Below are 17,823 nucleotides of genomic sequence, written 5' to 3'. Positions count from 1 at the left end.
GCAGCGTCTATCACAACTACCTCTCACGGACATGCCGCGAGTTGGCACACTGCACCAGCCCGATTTGATAGGGAATTCTATCCCGTTTTTCCCAAAGATGAACAGTCGAAAGTATTTTGTGATGGGGGCAACCTGAGGCTCATCACAACCTCAAGGTCACGAAATGCCTGCTCGGGTCACGCTTTACCTCTTACAACCGAGCAATTTTTGCTTACATTTTTAACCAAAAAACAGGGCAACCCATGAGGTTGCCCTGCTTGATTGTCAGCCAGACCAAAGCTGGCTGGCGATTTATTGAACTCTGTTCAAATTAGCTAAACCTGCATGCCATCAGTCACCTTTTGACTCAACCGCTGCAGCCATGCGCGCCTCTTTACTCTTGTGGCTAGTGAAGTAGCGCATCACCAGCACAAAGAAGAGCGGCACGAAGAAGATGGCCAGCACGGTGGCGCTGATCATCCCCCCCATCACGCCGGTACCGATGGCGTTACGGCTGCTGGCGCCCGCGCCGGAGCTGATCACTAGCGGCAGCACCCCGAGGATAAAGGCGAGCGAGGTCATCAAGATCGGACGCAGGCGCAGGCGCGCCGCCTCCACTACGGCTTCACCCAGTCCCATCCCCTTGTCATAGAGCTCTTTGGCAAATTCCACGATCAGAATCGCGTTCTTCGCCGACAAGCCTATGGTGGTGAGCAGGCCTACCTGGAAGTAGACGTCGTTCTCCAGCCCGCGCAGAGTGGCAGCCACAATGGCCCCCAGAACCCCGAGCGGTACTACCAGCATCACCGAGAACGGAATGCTCCAGCTCTCGTAGAGGGCCGCCAGACAGAGGAACACCACCAGCAAGGAGATGGCGTAGAGCGCGGGCGCCTGTGAACCGGCCTGCCGCTCCTGGAAGGAGAGCCCGGTCCACTCGATGCCCACCCCTTCCGGCAGCTGTTTCACCATCTGCTCGATGGCGGCCATCGCATCACCGGTACTCTTGCCGGGTGCCGCCTCACCGACGATCTCCATCGCCGGCACGCCGTTGTAGCGCTCCAGACGCGGCGAGCCGAAGCTCCACTCGGTGCTGGCAAAGGCTGAGAAGGGCACCATCTGACCGGCACTGTTGCGCACATACCAGAGTTTCAGATCTTCCGGGTTCATCCGGAAGGGGGCATCCGCCTGCATGTAGACCTTCTTGATCCGGCCACGGTCAACAAAATCATTGACGTAGGACGATCCCCAGGCAGTGGCCAGGGTGTTGTTGATATCCGCGATGGATAGCCCCTGCGCCAGCGCCTTCTCGTAGTCGATCTTGATATCGAGTTGCGGCGTATCTTCCATCCCGTTCGGGCGTACCCGTACCAAGGTGGGATCCTGCGCCGCCATGCTGAGCAGCTGGTTGCGCGCCGCCATTAGCTTGTCGTGACCAATACCGCCGCGATCCTGCAGGAAGAAGTCAAAACCGGTCGCCGTCCCCAGCTCCGGGATCGGAGGCAGGTTAAAGGCGAACACTTGCGCCTCCTTGATGCTGAACAGATAGCCCATGGCGCGGCCGATGATGGCATTGGCGCTGCGATCCGGGCTCTTGCGCTCGCTCCAGTCCTTGAGCTTGATAAAAGCCATCCCCGCGTTCTGGCCACTACCAGCGAAACTGAAGCCGGATACGGTCAGCACAGAATCGACATTATCCTTCTCGTTTTTCAGGAAGTAGTCGCGCATGTCCGCCAGCACCACCTCGGTGCGCTGCTTGGTGGCCCCCACCGGCAGTTGCACCATGGACATGATGACCCCCTGATCCTCTTCCGGCAGGAAGGAGGTGGGCATCCGCATAAAGAGCACTGCCAGTACCGCCAGCATGGCGCCGTAGATCAGGCTGTAGCGCACGCCCTGCTTGATCACCTTGCGCACGCCACTCTGATAGCGATTGGTACCAGCATCAAAGGCGCGGTTGAACCAGCCAAAGAAGCCGCGCTTGGCCCCAAACTCGCCATGTTTCATCGGCTTGAGCAGGGTGGCACAGAGCGCCGGAGTCAGGATCAACGCAACCAGCACCGACAGCACCATGGCCGAGACGATGGTCAGCGAGAACTGGCGATAGATGGCGCCGGTCGAGCCGCCGAAGAAGGCCATCGGCACGAACACGGCGGAGAGCACCAACGCGATCCCCACCAGCGCACCGGTGATCTGGGTCATCGACTTGCGGGTCGCTTCCAGCGGGGAGAGATCCTCCTCGCTCATCAGACGCTCCACGTTCTCCACCACCACGATGGCGTCATCCACCAGCAGGCCGATGGCCAGCACCATACCGAACATGGTGAGGGTGTTGATGGAGAAGCCGAACGCCGCCATCACCCCGAAGGTACCGAGCAGCACCACAGGCACCGCAATGGTCGGGATCAGGGTGGCGCGGAAGTTCTGCAGGAACAGATACATGACGCAGAACACCAGGAATATCGCCTCGATCAGGGTCTGCACCACCTCCTCGATGGAGATCTTCACAAACGGCGTAGTGTCGTAGGGGTAGACGATCTCCATGTTGGCCGGGAAGTAATCCGACAGCTCATTGAGCTTGGCACGCACCTTCTCGGCGGTATCCAGCGCGTTGGCGCCGGTCGCCAGCTTGATGGCGACCGCGGCGGTAGACTGACCGTTGTAGAGCGCATCGGCGTCATAGCTTTCACCCGCCAGCTCGACCCGGGCCACATCTTTCAGCCGCACCTTGGAGCCATCCTGATTCACCCGCAGCAGGATGTCGTTGAACTGCTCCACGGTAGAGAGACGGGTCTGCCCCATGATGGTGGCGGTGAACTGCTGATCTTCCACCGACGGGGTGCCACCCAGCTTGCCGAACGCCACCTGGGCGTTTTGCGCCTTGATGGCCGCCTGCACATCCCCCGGGGTCATCTGCACCCGGTTGAGCTTGTTGGGATCGAGCCAGACCCGCATCGAGTACTGGCTGCCGAACAAGGTGATATCCCCTACCCCGTCCAGACGACTCAGAGGCTCCTTGATGTTGGAGACCACATAGTCCGCCAGATCGTCGTTGTTCATGCTGCCATCGCTGGAGATGAAGGCCGCGACCATCAGGAAGCTGCTGGAGGTCTTCTGCACCCGGATCCCCTGCTGCTGCACCTCTTGCGGCAGCAGCGACATCGCTTGCTGCAGCTTGTTCTGCACCTGCACCTGGGCAATATCGGGATCGGTCCCCGGCTGGAAGGTGAGGGTCACCGACACCCGCCCCGCGGAGTCAGACTGGGAGGACATGTAGAGCAGGTGATCCAGCCCGGTCATGTTCTGTTCGATGATCTGAGTTACCGAGTCTTCCACCGTTTTGGCGGATGCGCCCGGATAGCTGGCGGAAATACCGACAGCGGGCGGCGCAATGCTCGGATACTGGGCGACCGGCAATTTGATGATGGCCAGGCTGCCCGCCAGCATGATCACCAGCGCGATCACCCAGGCAAAAATGGGTCTGTCTATAAAAAATCGAGCCATGAGGCGATTACTCCATCCTACTTGTTGGCCGGGGGGTTGGACGCGGCTTGAGCAGACGGTGCATCAGCACCCTGCTCGGCGGGATTGACCACGGCGCCCGGTCGTACTTTCTGCAAGCCAGCCACGATCACCCGCTCGCCGGAGGTGAGCCCTGACTCCACCACCCAGTTGCTGCCGACGACACGGCTCAGCTGCACGTTGCGCAGCTCCACCTTGTTGTCAGCGGTTACCACCATCACGGTGGCGCCACCATTGGGGGTGCGAGTCACGGCAGTTTGCGGCACCAGCAGCCCTTGCGCCCGCTCACCCTCTTGCAGGGTGGCGCGCATGAACATGCCGGGCAGCAGCAGCTGGTGAGGGTTGGGCACAATCACCCGCAGGGTCACCATGCCGGAGGTCTCATCCACGGTCACATCGGAGAACTGCAGCGAGCCCTCTTCGCCATAAGTGGAGCCATCTTCCAGCTGGAAGGTCACCCTGGCCCCCTTCTGCTCGTCCTGGGTCAGCTTGCCCTCGGCGACCAGTCGCTTGAGGCGCAACAGATCGGCGGTGGACTGACGCACATCCACATACATGGGATCGAGCTGCTGAATGGCGGTCAGGCTATCAGCCTGCTGGGCGGTCACCAGCGCCCCCTCGGTCACCGCGGATTTACCGATGCGGCCACTGATGGGGGCAGTGATGCGGGTGTAACCGAGATTGATCTCGGCAGTGCGCAGGGCCGCCTTGCTCGCCATGATCTCCGCTTTGGCCTGCTTCCAGCTGGCGTCGGCGTCGTCATAATCCTGACGGCTGATGGATTTGACCTTGAGCAGCTCCTGATAGCGCTGCGCCTTGAGGCGGGCACTCTGCTCGTTAGCCTCGGCCTTGGCCAGATTGGCCTTGGCGCTGGCGACTGCCGCCTGATAGACAGCCGGGTCGATCTGATAGAGCAGATCGCCCGCCTTCACATCGCTCCCCTCGGTAAAGAGGCGCTTGAGGATGATGCCGCTCACCTGCGGACGCACTTCAGCCACCCGCAACGGGGCGCTGCGGCCGGTCAACTCGGTGGTCAACATCAGCGGACCGCTCTGCAGGGTCACCACATTGACCGCCGCGGGGGGCATGCCGCCCTGTCCCTGGGGGGCGCCCCCCTTGTCACCACAACCTGCCAGCAAGCCTGTAGCCAGCAAGGCAAGACCAACTGAACGAGCAAGAATATGTTTATGCATGAAACACCTGAGCCTTTGCCAGTCAATGAACAATCAGGGCCGCATGGGCCCTGTTGGTAAATAGTCGAAAGATGAGGCAATATACATACATTCATAAATGTATGTAAGTGACTTTTTGCTTGCATGAGGCACAAATTTCGATGGCCAGACGAACCAAAGAAGAGGCGCAGCAAACCCGCTGCCACATCATGAGCACGGCGCTGGATCTGTTCTGCTCTCAGGGCCTGGCCAAGACCAGCCTGACCGACATCGCCAGAGCGGCAGACCTGACCCGCGGGGCCATCTATTGGCATTTCAAGAACAAGGATGAACTCTTCATTTCGCTCTGGCAGGAGCTCTGCAGCCCCCTCGCCCACCAGCTCGATGCCTGCCTCAATCCAGATGAGCCGGATCCGCTCGGGCAACTGCGCCTCTTCTTCGAAGGGGTGCTCCACAGCTTCATTCACAATCCGGCCCAACGGCAGATGTTCACCATCCTGTTCAATCTCGAATCGCTGGAGGGGGAAGCCATCTCATTGCGCGAGCATATCCGCAGCCAGTCCGCCAACTTCTTTCGGGACCTGGAGACCACTCTGGCCAACGCGGTACGGCGGGGCCAGCTGCCCGCCAACCTCAACCTGCAGCGCGCCGCCACCCTGCTCCACTGCACTCTGGATGGCTACATCATCAACTGGCTCCACTTTCCGGGGCGGATAGACCTGCAGGGCGAATCCGCCTTCCTGATAGAGAGCATGTTCACCATGCTGGCCCAACCCCACGGGCCTGCCTGCGGCCGCTAACCGGCGCCAGCAACTCTCACACTTCCAAATCGGGGCCTGACTGCGCGCTTTGGCAGTCTGGCCCCGATTTGTTACCCTGTGCGCCCCCTGCTTGAGGTAACCCCTGTGCCACACTCTGACGCAATCCCCGCTTCTCGGCCATTTAACGACCAGCACGCCCGCGCTCGGGCTGCCTTTGTGGTGCGCCTTAAACCCGGTGCTCACCTGCTCAATGGTCAGTGCGGTACGGGGGAGGATCTCTGCTGGCTGCGTGCAGAAGGGTATGTGGTCACCGCCTGCGAAGCAGTGCTGGCTGACGCCAAAGTTGCCTCGCAGCAATCCGGACAAGCAGTGCGGGTCTGCCCGCTGGCGAAGATGCACTCGGTGCTCCCTTACGATGGCATCTGGCTGAGCCACCCGCTTGATGGCGACGCGGCCACCCTTGTTCCCCAGTTGCAACAGCTGGCGACCCTGCTCAAAGCGGGTGCTCCGCTCTGCTTCCCCCTGCCGCCAAGCGGCAAGATAAGTCACCATCAGCTACAGCAACTGGTCACCACATCCGGGATAGCGCTGCAACTGGCGCCAATAGAAACCGCCTCGACCAACACGCCATCATGCACAAGTCAACACGCCAGCCAGTACGTCATGTTGCTGCGTGGCGATCATCAGGCCACCTAACGGGCTAATTCATCACGAATTTTCCAGTTCAACGCCAAGCCGACAGCTAGTCGGCGATCTTGACCTTCGACAATATTTAACTCGGCGTTAACGCAGAAAAGGCAGACATAACACGGCTTACGTGTTAAAAAGTGTGATTAATATCAAAATTTAATAACAAAACAGACAATACAACCAACTCCGGATTTCCTTATGAAACTTGTCCTGAAACTCATTGCTGGCATCCTTGCCGGTCTCTTGCTCGGTCTCTACGCCCCTGAGTGGGTGGCGCGCGTGCTGTTTACGGCCAAGACAGTGATAGGTCAGCTGATCACCTTCACCATTCCGCTCATCATTCTGTTCTTTATCATGAGCGGCATCGCCAGCCTGCCGAAAAACTCCGGCAAGCTGCTGGGCAAAACCGTGGCCCTCTCCTACTGCTCCACCATTCTGGCGGGGCTGTTCGCCTTTACCGTGGCGAGCCACCTGATCCCGCAGTTCACCACCGCCGCCGAGCCCACCACGGCCACGGCTATCAAGCTCGCCTCCTACGTCAATCTGGAGATCCCGCCGCTGTTTGGCGTGATGTCGGCACTGGCCGCCGCCTTCGTGTTCGGCATCGGCATCAGCGCCACCCAGGCCACCGATCTGCGCCGGGTCGCCGATCAGGGTCGTGACATCATCGACCGCCTGCTGGCCAAGGTGATCATTCCGCTGCTGCCGTTCTATATCGCCGGGGTCTTTGTCGAAATGACGGTAGAAGGCACCGTATTCGCCACCCTGAAAACCTTCGGCGTGGTGCTGGTGATGGCGATCCTGATGCACTGGATCTGGCTCTCCGTACTGTTCGTGGGTACCGGTCTGGCCCTTGGCCGCTCACCGGCCCAGCTCATCAAGAACATGCTGCCCGCCTACTTTACCGCGCTGGGGACCATGTCGAGCGCCGCCACCATTCCGGTAGCTCTGCAATCGAGCAAGAACAACGGCGTGAGCGACGGTATCGCCAACTTCACCGTGCCGCTGTGTGCCACCATTCACCTCTGTGGCTCCACCATTACCCTGGTCACCTGTGCCACCGCGGTGATGTTCCTCTCCGAGCATCTGGCCATTCCGGGCATCGAGACCATGCTCCCCTTCATCATGATGCTGGGGGTGATCATGATCGCCGCTCCAGGCGCGCCGGGTGGTGGCGTGATGTCGGCGCTGGGCCTGCTCACCTCCATGCTCGGTTTCGGTGAAGCCTCCATCGCCCTGATGATCGCCCTCTATCTGGCGCAAGACAGCTTCGGCACCGCCTGCAACGTCACCGGTGACGGCGTGATTGCCCTGTGGGCGGATCGCTTCGCCAATGGCAGCGAGAGCGCAGCCCCCGTGGCCGAGGCCGAACAGGCGTAAGCGCGTCGGGATAGCCCGACCATCCTCTGCAAAACCGCAGGCCCGAACCATGTTCGGGCCTGCTTCGTTTCTGCCACCTTCACTGCTTTTGTATGTATTCCTCCTCCCTCTCTTTACCCCTCTCTGCCGTAAACAGCACTCGCGCTACCCTCTGCATCAGACAAAATTATTGGCATATGCCATATATGGGCGTATAAATGACTTATGCCAATTAGGAGCCACCATGCCAAGACCCAAGATTGCCCGCCAGATCTGTGGCCGCCCCGCCAACAGCTGCTTCAAACCCAACGGCCGCCCCATGCATCAGCTGGAACAGGTCGCGCTGGCCCCTGACGAGTTCGAGGCACTGCGCCTCGTCGACCTTCAAGGAATGCAGCAGCAAGAGGCCGCCCTGGTGATGGGGGTCTCCCGCCAGACCCTGGCCAATATCCTGAAAAAAGGGCGCTACAAGGTGGTGGAGTGTCTGAGTCTGGGCAAGGCATTGATGATGCAACCCGCCGAGCCCGACCACCCAACCAGTGGAGAAGAGCCGACATGAATGCTGTCACAACCATGACCACCACCCTCTGCAACAGCGCCCTGATGCTGAGTCAGGGGTTGCTGGCTGGCCACTTTACCCGTGCCGAGCAGCTGCAAATTCTTAACCCCGAAAGGAACGTTATAGCCACCCTGGCTAACCCGGCCGCAGCCGAAGGCTGCCACGGCAAGCAAGCACTGCTCGACGCCCTCGCCCATCATCAGGTGGGTCAGGTGGTGGTGCGCAATATCGGCGAGCGAATGCTGGGGCGCCTGCTGGCGGCCAATATCCGGGTACTGCAGTGCCGCTCTGCCCGCCTGCCGCTGCCGGCGCTGCTGGCCCCCGCCAATCTGCAACCTCTAACCGAGGCCAGTCAGGGCCGTCCGTCTCGCTGTCATCAGAGCAAGGCGACTATCCGTGCCATCCAGCCCCTCGGCGCAGGCCAGAGTCATGCGAATTGCCACGGTGGGTGCAACAGTGGCTCCGATCACTGTTGCGCCAGTAGTGGCAATCAGGCAGAGAGCCCACTGCAAGGCCATACTTGTTGTCACGACAGTGAGGGCGCAGGCCAACAGGGCGGTTGCTGCCATCATCACTGATGCCATCGCCGTGCATGTCATCACCATCAAGGAGAAGAGATCATGTCCATCTGGTTGTTGAGCCTGCTCGCCTCGTTCGTACTGATCCTGGCCATGGGCACCATCATCTGGTGGCGCCAATACCAGCTTGCCCAGAAGCGGGAAGATAAAGAGGTGCGTCCCTGTGGCTGCTCCAGTGCCTGCGCGGATCACCTCTATCAGATCAGCGAGCCGACGCCCAAAAAGTAACCTGACCGCAAACGCCATAGCCGCAGATAGAAGGTCGGCAAAATAAGGGCGCGTGGAATCGAGAGGCGCATAAAAGAGAGGGGGCACCTGCTGGTGCCCCCTCTCTATTTACTCCTTGTCATGCTTGAACCACCCCTTTCCCCCTTATGCTCATCACACGCGCTCAACCCGGCTCGGCGCCGCTGGGCGCCACACTCGCAGAGCAGGCCGGATCCTGATACTGCTGATAGATGGCATAAAACTCGGCCTTGTTCTGCAGGGCCGCAGCGACACAGGCGGGATCAAACTGGCTGCCGGCATGCTCCTCCAGATAGGCAAACGCCGTCTCGAACGGCCATGCCTTCTTGTAGGGGCGCTCGCTGGTAAGAGCATCAAACACATCGGCCACCGTCACGATGCGTGCTGCCAGCGGGATCGCCTCCCCCGCCAGCCCCAGCGGATAGCCAGTGCCGTCAAAGCGTTCGTGATGGCTGGCGATGATATTGGTCAGCATATCGGTGTGGTGAATGCCATCGAGACCAAACTCGTTGATCATCAGACTGATCATCTCCCGCCCTTTGCCGGGGTGGATCTTCATGATCTCGAACTCTTCCGAGGTCAGCTTGCCCGGCTTGAGCAAAATGGCATCCGGCACCGCGATCTTGCCGATGTCGTGCAGCTCGGAGAAGAGGTAGATAAACTCCACCTCCTCATCGCTCAGCCCGCAAGTCGGGGCCAGCGTCTTGGCGATCAGTCGGGAGTAGGCCGACATCCGGTGCAGATGGTTGGCGGTCTCCTCATCCCGATAACGGCTGAACTCCCGCGCCGTGGTCAGCGCGCCGCCAAGGGTCTGGATGGAGAAAAACTCCACCGCAATGATGGCCGACAACGCCTGGGCATAGGCCGACAGCTCGCTGCGGATCGGCTCCTCGAAGTATCCCGGCTCCATGGCATCGCAAAACAGAAAACCAAACAGCTTGCTGTTGAACAGCAGCGGCTCGGTATAGCTGGAGGCATAGCCCGCCTCCAGCACCTTGCGGCTGTGCTCCGATGCCGAGCCACGCAGGGCATCGAGATTGCCGAGCACCCGGGGCTGCTTGTGCTCCGCCAGATAACTCAGGGAGGGAACATCGCTCAGCTTCACCTCATACTGCACCAGCGGCGAGGGCCCCTCGGTGCTGTGGGCAAAGGTCTTGAGCTGATCGGTATGGGGATCGTAAATCGCGATGGCCACCCGACTCAGCTTGTCAAAGCGCTGCCTGAGCGTGGCATGTACGCTCTGCATTTTTTCGCCAAAGGAACTTTCCATCGCCATCTCCAACGGGACCCCGTGATGGAAGTATAGTGACTCCCTTTGACGCTCTCCCCGCCACAGCATCAAAATTGACAGAAAAATCAACAAAGCAGCGTCCCCACAACAAGCCGGCATGGCAGAGGCAATAGCCCTACCAAGGGCGCGCCATCAACGGCTGTTGGTGCGGCGCAATCTTGCCTGGTCGGAGATATTGTTCGGTTCTGCCATGCTGGCTGTATAGTTTTTGGTTAACCATTCCGGTAAAATCCGCGCCCTTGAATAAGAGCCACCTAAGAGTGATTGAGCGATGTCCAACACAAAACAGGCCCCCAAAGTAGGATTCGTCTCCTTGGGTTGCCCCAAAAACCTGGTCGATTCAGAACGCATCCTGACCCAGCTGCGTACCGAAGGGTACGATGTGGTGCCCAGCTATGACGATGCCGAGCTGGTCGTCGTCAACACCTGCGGCTTTATCGACAGCGCGGTGCAAGAGTCGCTGGAAGCGATCGGCGAAGCGCTGGCCGAGAACGGCAAGGTGATCGTCACCGGCTGCCTTGGCGCCAAAGAGAATCAGATCCGCGAGATCCACCCCAAGGTGCTCGAGATCACCGGCCCCCACGCCTATGAAGAGGTGCTGGGTCACGTCCACAAATATGTGGAGAAGCCGCAGCACAACCCCTTCACCAGTCTGGTACCAGCCCACGGCGTCAAGCTGACCCCGCGTCACTACGCCTATCTGAAGATTTCCGAGGGCTGCAACCACCGCTGCACCTTCTGCATCATCCCCTCCATGCGCGGGGATCTGGTGAGCCGCCCCATCGGCGACGTGCTGGCCGAAGCCAAGCGCCTGAAAGAGGCTGGCGTGAAGGAGCTGCTGGTGATCTCCCAGGACACCTCCGCCTACGGCGTCGATGTGAAGCACCGCACCGGTTTCTACGACGGCATGCCGGTCAAGACCAGCATGGTCGCCCTGTGCGAAGAGCTGGCCAAGCTCGATATCTGGGTGCGCCTGCACTACGTCTACCCCTACCCGCACGTAGATGACGTCATCCCGCTGATGCGCGATGGCAAGGTACTGCCCTACCTCGATATTCCGCTGCAGCACGCCAGCCCGCGCATCCTGAAACTGATGAAGCGCCCGGGTACCGTCGAGCGCACCCTGGAGCGGATCCAGAAGTGGCGCGAGATCTGCCCGCAGATCACGCTGCGCTCCACCTTTATCGTCGGCTTCCCGGGCGAGACCGAGGAAGATTTCCAGATGCTGCTGGAGTTCATCGACAAGGCGGAGCTGGATCGGGTCGGTTGCTTCAAATACAGCCCGGTCGAAGGGGCGCTGGCCAACGAGCTGCCGGATCCGGTGCCGGAAGAGATTCAGGAAGAGCGCTTCCAGCGCTTTATGGAGCTGCAACAGCAGGTCTCCATCCGCAAGCTGGCCCGCAAAGTGGGTCAGGAGATGACCGTTATCATCGACGAAGTGGACGAAGAGGGTGCCACTGGCCGCTCCTTCGCCGATGCACCGGAGATCGACGGTCTGGTCTACCTCAACGGCGAAACCAACCTCAAGCCGGGCGACATGGTCAAGGTACGGATCGACGAATCCGACGAATATGACCTGTGGGCCAGCCTGATCAGCTAATTGAGGCCCTACCTGCCAAATGAAAAAAGCGCCTGCGGGCGCTTTTTTATTGGCTCAATGTCGCAGGCAAAACCGCTGGCCTAGCTCAAATCATGGAGCGCCTTGCCAAGAGGCGGGGTGAGGCGCAGGTCAGAGAAGCGCACCGCCAGCCCCTGCCGCTCCGGCGTGCAGCACATCACCCCGATAAAGCAGCGCTCGCTTGGCGGAAACGGGGCGAGGCGCAGCAGCGGCCACACCTTGCCATCGATGGAGTATTGCAAACGCAGGCAATCAGCCAGCCGGGTCAGCCGCAGCCAGAAGCGGCGCGGATTGCCGCTGAAAATACCGGTGGCCCAGTCAGAGCGCGGATTGGTCAGCACGCTGCCGATCATCGGCTGAGCATCGTTGTACTCGATCCCCGCTTTCAGCCAGTGCGCCTCGTCTAGTAGCAGCATCAGCCCCGCCTGATCGTAGAGGGTGGTGAACTCCCCCTCGACGCAGACCTGAAAGGTAAATTCCCCTGTCACCTCGCAGCCATAGAGATGGCCACTGTGGCGCTCGAAGCCATACCAGGTGCTGCGCCAAAAATCGGTCTGCTGGTCTGTCACCACCTGCAAACCGCCCTCTGTCTGGTGCCACTGGGCCGGTTCATTGAGCCAGCGCCATTCCATCCCTTCCATCATCCTGCTTTGCTCCCTTATCGCGCGTAATCCCGCACAAATGCGGCTCACCAACCCCTCGTCCGGTCACGGCAGGTTATGGCTGCGCCTCTGCGGAACCCAAAAAGGAGTCAATAGTGTTGCTATTGCCGTCCCGATACAAGGCTTGTGCGTTGCGCCATCACTGCGCCCAAAAATGCGCGGGGGGCCTGATGGCCCCCCGCAAACACACCGGATGAGAAAATGCCTTACTTGGCGGCGCTATCCTTCACGCACTTCTGGACAAAGCTGTTCTTGGCCGCGCCAGCCAGCTTCTTGTCGGCCGCCGCCTTCTCGCACTTGGCCGCCGGATCCACCGCCGCGCCCGTCTTCACGCACTTCTGGATAAAGCTGTTCTTGGCCGCACCGGCCAGCTTCTTGTCGGCGGCCGCCTTCTCGCACTCGCCAGTTGCGGCGCCAGCGGCATCTTTCACGCACTTGCCGACAAAGCTGGTCTTGGCGGCGCCGTTAAGCTTTTTGGCTGCGGCCTGCGCCTCGCACTGCAACTGGGCTGCGTCGTTGGCAAAGACCGGATTGGCCAGCAGCACGCTGCCGCAGAGCAGGCCGAACAGGATGGTACGCTTCATGGGTGATCTCCTCTCTATCTGGTGATGTGTTTGCATGGTCATATTTGCATGACGATGTGTTGCAAATGGCTGTGATTGCAACAGCTGATTGTTGCCCCAGATCCCCCGCCTCGCCAGCTTGGGAGCGGAGCACAGGGCAACCATCGCCCGCACTATAGCGCCGATTGGCAGAGCGGGATTGTCCCCGTAAAGCCTTCTCCAACAGCAAGCCTGCCCCCTACCTTCCCGCCAACCCCAATAGAATCAAGGGTCATGGGAATCCTGTGCCCGATCTCTGCTGTTTTTTGAGCCAGCGCAAAAAAACAATCATTACTGACAGTTACGTCACTTTTTGTCTGGTGTGGCCGGATTCATTTGGCTTAACATAGCCATCCGATGCCTATTCATCAGTGATGGGCTGCTGCCCTCGCTGGTTAATGGAGCATTTTGGAAGCTGTAATCCACGGGCGGTAGCGTGAGATTTCATGAGATAACATCTTTATCATAATTTTTTATCTCATCTTTTTTAAATCTCAATAGAGAATCCAAATGAAAAAAATAAATGAACTTTTCAATCCTTCAACAGATGCCGTTAATTACAACACCAAAGAAAATAGGCAGTTTTTTTCAAACGCATATTTAAAGACAAGTTTTTTAGAAACAGCAACGAATAGTAGCTGCTATTATATAGTAGGTGAAAAAGGATCAGGTAAATCGGCCCTGGCTTTTCACTTTCAAAATAGCTCACCCAAAGGGATTTCTGCAAAACATATAGCTATAACGGAGACTCAATATAAACGCTTTATTCATTTAAAGCAAAATGGGAAAGCTTCCTATACTGACTACTCTGTTGTTTGGCGAGCAACCCTATTATATCTTGCATCAAAAACTATCATTGAAAAAAATAAAAAATGGATACATAAATTAACCAATCGATTCTCCCCTATTGAGAAGGCTATTAAAGATTATGATTCAAACTCTCATCTTCCAGAGCTTGAATATGTAATTGAGTTTGTTTCAACTTTAACAACTTCTTCCGATCTTGGAGCAGAAATACCACAAGTATTGAAGTCAACGCTAAAAGCTAGCGATAGTAGCTCAACGAAAACAACTATCACAGAAGTAAAAACAGCTCTGCTAGATTGTGAAATTAAGCTAAAGGCTGGTTTAAAGGACGTTAAATTAAATAACGATATTGTTCTTTTTATTGATGGCCTAGATGCCAAACCAAATGGTGTAGACTTTGATGAATACAGAGACTGTCTCATTGGTTTATCTGAAGCTGCATGGCATTTGAATACCGAATTTTTCCCAAATATAAAAGATTCAAAAGGCCGCCTTAGAATTGTATTACTGTTACGTCCTGATGTTTTCAACTCGCTAAACCTTCATAACTCAAATTGTAAGCTAAATGATAACTCTGTTCTATTGAATTGGGTCACTACAAAAGAAAGACATAGAAATTCAGAGTTATTTAAAATGTCTGATAAATATTTTTTATCTCAAAATCAAAATGAAATAAATAGTGGGTGGGACTATTATTTCTCTGAAAGTCCATTAAAAACTAAAGAATCATTCCCCAGTCTTATGCATAAATCATTTCAAAGACCAAGAGATATATTTTCTGCAATAAAAATACTAATAAACATATATTCAGGGAATGAGAAGTCAGGTCGCGACAAATTTGACACAGATATTCTTGATTACCCAGGGTTTACAGAGAAATATTCAGAATATTTATTGGGAGAAGTGAAGAATTACGCTAATTTTTACATTTCAAATGAAGACTTCGAGCAATACACTGCTTTTTTCCAGTATTTAGATGGAAATTCAACGTTTGACTTTGATGTATTCAAAGCTGCGTTTGAGCGTTTCACATTCGACATTGGCAACAGAAATGATTTCGATAAAAAACTAATGTCTTCACCTGAGGTTTTTTTACAATTCTGGTATGATGTTAATGTAATTGGTTATAAAGAGATGCTCGAAAACAATAGTGGGCACTTTTATCGATGGTCTTATCGAGAAAGGTCAAACGCAAAGATAATGCCAAAAATAAAATTCGATCGCCAATACATAATTCATAGTGGCATAGCAAAATCTCTAAATATTGGTCAAAAATTCCAGCGCCAACAAGGCGGTAAATAAAAAACAGCTTAAAATAAGTTTAAGCTGTACCGTTCTAGTTATCACACATTCTGACTGAGCCAGCCATTACTCGGCTGGCAATTTCAGTCATACAGACAATTACTTGCTAGAATAACCCCCTACACGAAGGTTATGAATGCCCCACGTGATAGCAACCCAACTTTTCCCCTGCCGTTGAGATAAAGCTCCATCGAAATATTTTCTGAAACTTTCGACTGCTTGCTTCATACCCCCTCAAACCAATACTCCCTTTCCCCCCCGCCAAAAAGTCGGGTTCATGGGAGACGAAATTTGGGACTCCCACCTTTCTGAACCAGTCATTACTCGGCTAGCTCAGAACTTATTCACCTTGCCCTATGCACAAAACAAAAATCCCCCGTTACCGGGGGATTTTTGTTTCTATCGGTTATCTCAGCTCAGCTACTTACCCCACCAAGAACGCCCTTAACCGGGCAAACTCCGCAGGTAAATTAACGGAGAGCAGTGGCAGCTCGGCATGCTTGGCGAGCGGGCCGGGCAGCGGTACATCCAGACTCAGGATCTCGTCTACCGACTCCTTGAACTTGGCGGGATGGGCGGTGCAGAGGAACACCCCCACTTCATCCTCGGCCAGCTGTTCACCTAGCAGATCCCAGGCGATGGCGCCATGGGGTTCGCACAGATAATCCAGCTCATGCAGCCGCTTCAGGGCAGCGCGGGTCTGGGCGTCGTCACGCATGCCAGAGCCCAGAGTCTCCAGCGCCCAGCCTTTGCGACGGCAGAGCTCCTCTACCCGCGGCCAGTTGTTGGGGCGGCTCACATCCATGGCGTTTGACAGGGTTGCCACTGTCTGGTGCGGATCCCACTGGCCGGTTTTCAGGTAGCGCGGCACGGTATCGTTGGCGTTGGTGGCGGCGATAAAGCGCTTCACCGGCAGCCCCAGCGCCTTGGCAATCAAGCCTGCGGTGAGGTTGCCAAAGTTGCCGGACGGCACGCTGATCACCGCCTTGGCACGGTCGGCTTTGGGCAACTGGGCCACCGCTTCGAAGTAGTAGCAAACCTGCGCCAGCAGGCGGCTGATATTGATGGAGTTGGCGGAGTTGAGGCCAATGGCCTTTTTCAGCGCCTCGTCGTCAAAGGCCTGTTTTACAAGCGCCTGACAGGCATCGAAGTCGCCGTCGATGGCGATGGTGCGAATATTGCCGCCGAGGGTGCAGAAGAGCTTCTCCTGCAAGGGGCTGATCTTGCCCTTGGGATAGAGGATCACCACCTCAATCCCCTCCAGCCCATAGAAGGCGTGGGCCACGGCGGCGCCGGTGTCGCCGGAGGTGGCGGTGAGGATAGTAATCTTGTCGTTGGTTCTAAAGGCCGCGAGGCACTGGGCCATAAAGCGGCCGCCAAAGTCCTTGAATGCCAGGGTCGGGCCGTGGAACAGCTCGAGGGCATAGGTGCCATCCTTGAGTTTCACCAGCGGCGCCGGGAAGGTGAAGGCGGCGTTGACAAGCTCGCTCACCTTGGCGGCGGGCACTTCGTCCCCCAGCAGGTGGCTCAGGATGCGGGCAGAGCGTTCGGCCAGCGGCAGATCGAGCAGGGCATCAACATCGGCGAGCGGTTCGAGTTGTTCAGGGAAGAAGAGCCCCTGTTCGCGACCCAAGCCCTGACGCACCGCCTGCGCAAAGCTCACCTGTTCGCTGTTGTCCTTGATGTTGTAGAGATTCATAGCTCGCTTCCTGTTACCCGTGCCCCGGCCATGTCCAGTTTGCAGACCCGGGCAAATCCATCTTCGTTCTGCACGAAATGTGCTTCCATCCAATCTTTCATCCGCTCGGCCTGCGCCAGATCCTTCATCACCACAAACACGGTGGGGCCGGAGCCGGAGATGCCGGTGGCCAGCGCCCCGTTCTGGGCCGCCTGCGCCCGCACCTCGGCAAAGCCTTCGATCAGCGCCGCGCGGTAGGGCTCGGCAATCACATCTTTCAAGACGCTCGCCGCCAATCCCTCCTGCCCGGTGTAGCTGGCGTGGACAAAGGCAGCCAGACGGCGGCCATAGGTGAGGCAATCCTGACGGCGATATTGGGCCGGCAAAATGGCGCGGGCAGCCGCGGTCGAAACCACGGTACCCGGGTAGCAGACCACCCAGTACCACTGATCGAACACCGGAATACCCTGGCTGATAACGCCGTGCTCTTCCAGCACCAGCTGCATGCCACCCAGATAACAGGGGGCCACGTTGTCGTAGTGAACGGAGCCGGAGATCTTGCCTTCCATCTCCCCCATCAGCAGCAGCATGTCGTGCTCATTGAACGGCTCGCCGTGGAAAGCGTTGAGCCCCTCCAACGCCGCCACCACGCTACAGGCGCTGGAACCCAGCCCCGAGCCCACTGGCAAGTTCTTCTCCAGCACCATTTCGAGCGGCTTGAGTTTAAGGCCGCGCTTCTCCAGCGCCTCGCCATAGGCGACCCAGCAGTCATGGAGGATATTCTTTTTCGGATCGTCCGGCAGCTTGTGGACGTAGCGGCCCACGGATGAGAGGGCAAACGGCACGTCAGCCGCTTTTACCTGCACCCGATCGCCGAGCAGAGAGCCATCGACGGGGGCGAGCGCCGCCCCCAGTACATCGAATCCCACGCTCAGGTTGGCGCTGGAGGCAGGCGCGTAGGCGACCACACTACTGCTCTGGTACATGTCTGAACTCATGC

Annotated in this window: 15 protein-coding genes; 8 read left to right on the top strand and 7 right to left on the bottom strand. The window is 57.3% G+C overall.

Translation table 11 applies throughout. The annotated features are described in order from the left end of the window. Positions 1 to 330 precede the first annotated feature (330 nt). Positions 331 to 3,480 (bottom strand): efflux RND transporter permease subunit, encoded by a 3,150-nt coding sequence (locus LRL22_RS00405; RefSeq protein WP_270904434.1) that lies wholly within the window; start codon positions 3,478 to 3,480, stop codon positions 331 to 333. 17 nt (positions 3,481 to 3,497) lie between these two features. Further along, complete coding sequence (locus tag LRL22_RS00400) at positions 3,498 to 4,691, bottom strand: efflux RND transporter periplasmic adaptor subunit (protein ID WP_270904433.1); 1,194 nt, start codon at positions 4,689 to 4,691, stop codon at positions 3,498 to 3,500. A 140-nt stretch (positions 4,692 to 4,831) separates the two neighbouring features. On the opposite strand from LRL22_RS00400, the gene LRL22_RS00395 reads away from it, so the two are divergent. From LRL22_RS00395 to LRL22_RS00370, 6 genes are all read left to right on the top strand, one after another. Next, a complete protein-coding gene (locus LRL22_RS00395; RefSeq protein WP_040065945.1) occupies positions 4,832 to 5,470 on the top strand; it encodes a TetR family transcriptional regulator in 639 nt (212 codons plus the stop codon). A gap of 105 nt (positions 5,471 to 5,575) precedes the next feature. Beyond that, positions 5,576 to 6,127: a class I SAM-dependent methyltransferase gene (locus tag LRL22_RS00390; protein WP_270904432.1), complete on the top strand. Its 552-nt coding sequence runs from the start codon at positions 5,576 to 5,578 to the stop codon at positions 6,125 to 6,127. Between the two features lie 192 nt (positions 6,128 to 6,319). Continuing rightward, positions 6,320 to 7,501, top strand: coding sequence for a dicarboxylate/amino acid:cation symporter (locus LRL22_RS00385; RefSeq protein ID WP_005359180.1), 1,182 nt, complete (start codon positions 6,320 to 6,322; stop codon positions 7,499 to 7,501). A gap of 223 nt (positions 7,502 to 7,724) precedes the next feature. Next, positions 7,725 to 8,039 (top strand): DUF134 domain-containing protein, encoded by a 315-nt coding sequence (locus tag LRL22_RS00380; protein ID WP_270904431.1) that lies wholly within the window; start codon positions 7,725 to 7,727, stop codon positions 8,037 to 8,039. Beyond that, positions 8,036 to 8,617, top strand: coding sequence for a NifB/NifX family molybdenum-iron cluster-binding protein (locus LRL22_RS00375; protein ID WP_270904430.1), 582 nt, complete (start codon positions 8,036 to 8,038; stop codon positions 8,615 to 8,617). The genes LRL22_RS00380 and LRL22_RS00375 overlap by 4 nt, the downstream gene beginning before the upstream one ends. A gap of 42 nt (positions 8,618 to 8,659) precedes the next feature. Beyond that, a complete protein-coding gene (locus LRL22_RS00370) occupies positions 8,660 to 8,845 on the top strand; it encodes a hypothetical protein (RefSeq protein WP_005338109.1) in 186 nt (61 codons plus the stop codon). 163 nt (positions 8,846 to 9,008) lie between these two features. Here the strand turns inward: LRL22_RS00370 and LRL22_RS00365 are convergent, their stop codons facing one another. Further along, positions 9,009 to 10,133, bottom strand: coding sequence for an HD domain-containing phosphohydrolase (locus LRL22_RS00365; RefSeq protein ID WP_270904429.1), 1,125 nt, complete (start codon positions 10,131 to 10,133; stop codon positions 9,009 to 9,011). A gap of 292 nt (positions 10,134 to 10,425) precedes the next feature. Here LRL22_RS00365 and rimO point away from each other — a divergent pair, with 292 nt between their 5' ends. Then, positions 10,426 to 11,754, top strand: a complete 1,329-nt coding sequence (gene rimO / locus LRL22_RS00360; protein ID WP_270904428.1) for a 30S ribosomal protein S12 methylthiotransferase RimO — start codon at positions 10,426 to 10,428, stop codon at positions 11,752 to 11,754. An 80-nt stretch (positions 11,755 to 11,834) separates the two neighbouring features. On the opposite strand, the gene LRL22_RS00355 is transcribed toward rimO, so the two are convergent. Both LRL22_RS00355 and LRL22_RS00350 read right to left on the bottom strand, forming a co-directional pair. Next, complete coding sequence (locus LRL22_RS00355; RefSeq protein ID WP_270904427.1) at positions 11,835 to 12,416, bottom strand: DUF1349 domain-containing protein; 582 nt, start codon at positions 12,414 to 12,416, stop codon at positions 11,835 to 11,837. A 224-nt stretch (positions 12,417 to 12,640) separates the two neighbouring features. Further along, entirely contained in the window at positions 12,641 to 13,018 is a 378-nt protein-coding gene (locus LRL22_RS00350; protein WP_005338113.1) for a hypothetical protein, read from the bottom strand. A 528-nt stretch (positions 13,019 to 13,546) separates the two neighbouring features. Between LRL22_RS00350 and LRL22_RS00345 the strand changes: the two genes are divergently transcribed. Then, positions 13,547 to 15,145, top strand: a complete 1,599-nt coding sequence (locus tag LRL22_RS00345; RefSeq protein ID WP_270904426.1) for a P-loop ATPase, Sll1717 family — start codon at positions 13,547 to 13,549, stop codon at positions 15,143 to 15,145. Between the two features lie 424 nt (positions 15,146 to 15,569). On the opposite strand, the gene thrC is transcribed toward LRL22_RS00345, so the two are convergent. Continuing rightward, on the bottom strand, positions 15,570 to 16,844 hold the full coding sequence (gene thrC, locus LRL22_RS00340; protein ID WP_270904425.1) for a threonine synthase: 1,275 nt from the start codon (positions 16,842 to 16,844) through the stop codon (positions 15,570 to 15,572). Continuing rightward, positions 16,841 to 17,821 carry a homoserine kinase gene (thrB, locus tag LRL22_RS00335; protein WP_270904424.1) on the bottom strand — a complete coding sequence of 327 codons (981 nt, stop codon included), beginning with the start codon at positions 17,819 to 17,821 and terminating at the stop codon, positions 16,841 to 16,843. Before thrB ends, thrC begins: the two co-directional genes overlap by 4 nt. Positions 17,822 to 17,823 lie beyond the last annotated feature (2 nt).

This window comes from Aeromonas sp. PI_26 (assembly GCF_027854445.1).
Classification (GTDB): Bacteria; Pseudomonadota; Gammaproteobacteria; order Enterobacterales; family Aeromonadaceae; genus Aeromonas; species Aeromonas veronii.
This window is presented reverse-complemented; position numbering and strand designations above follow the sequence as displayed.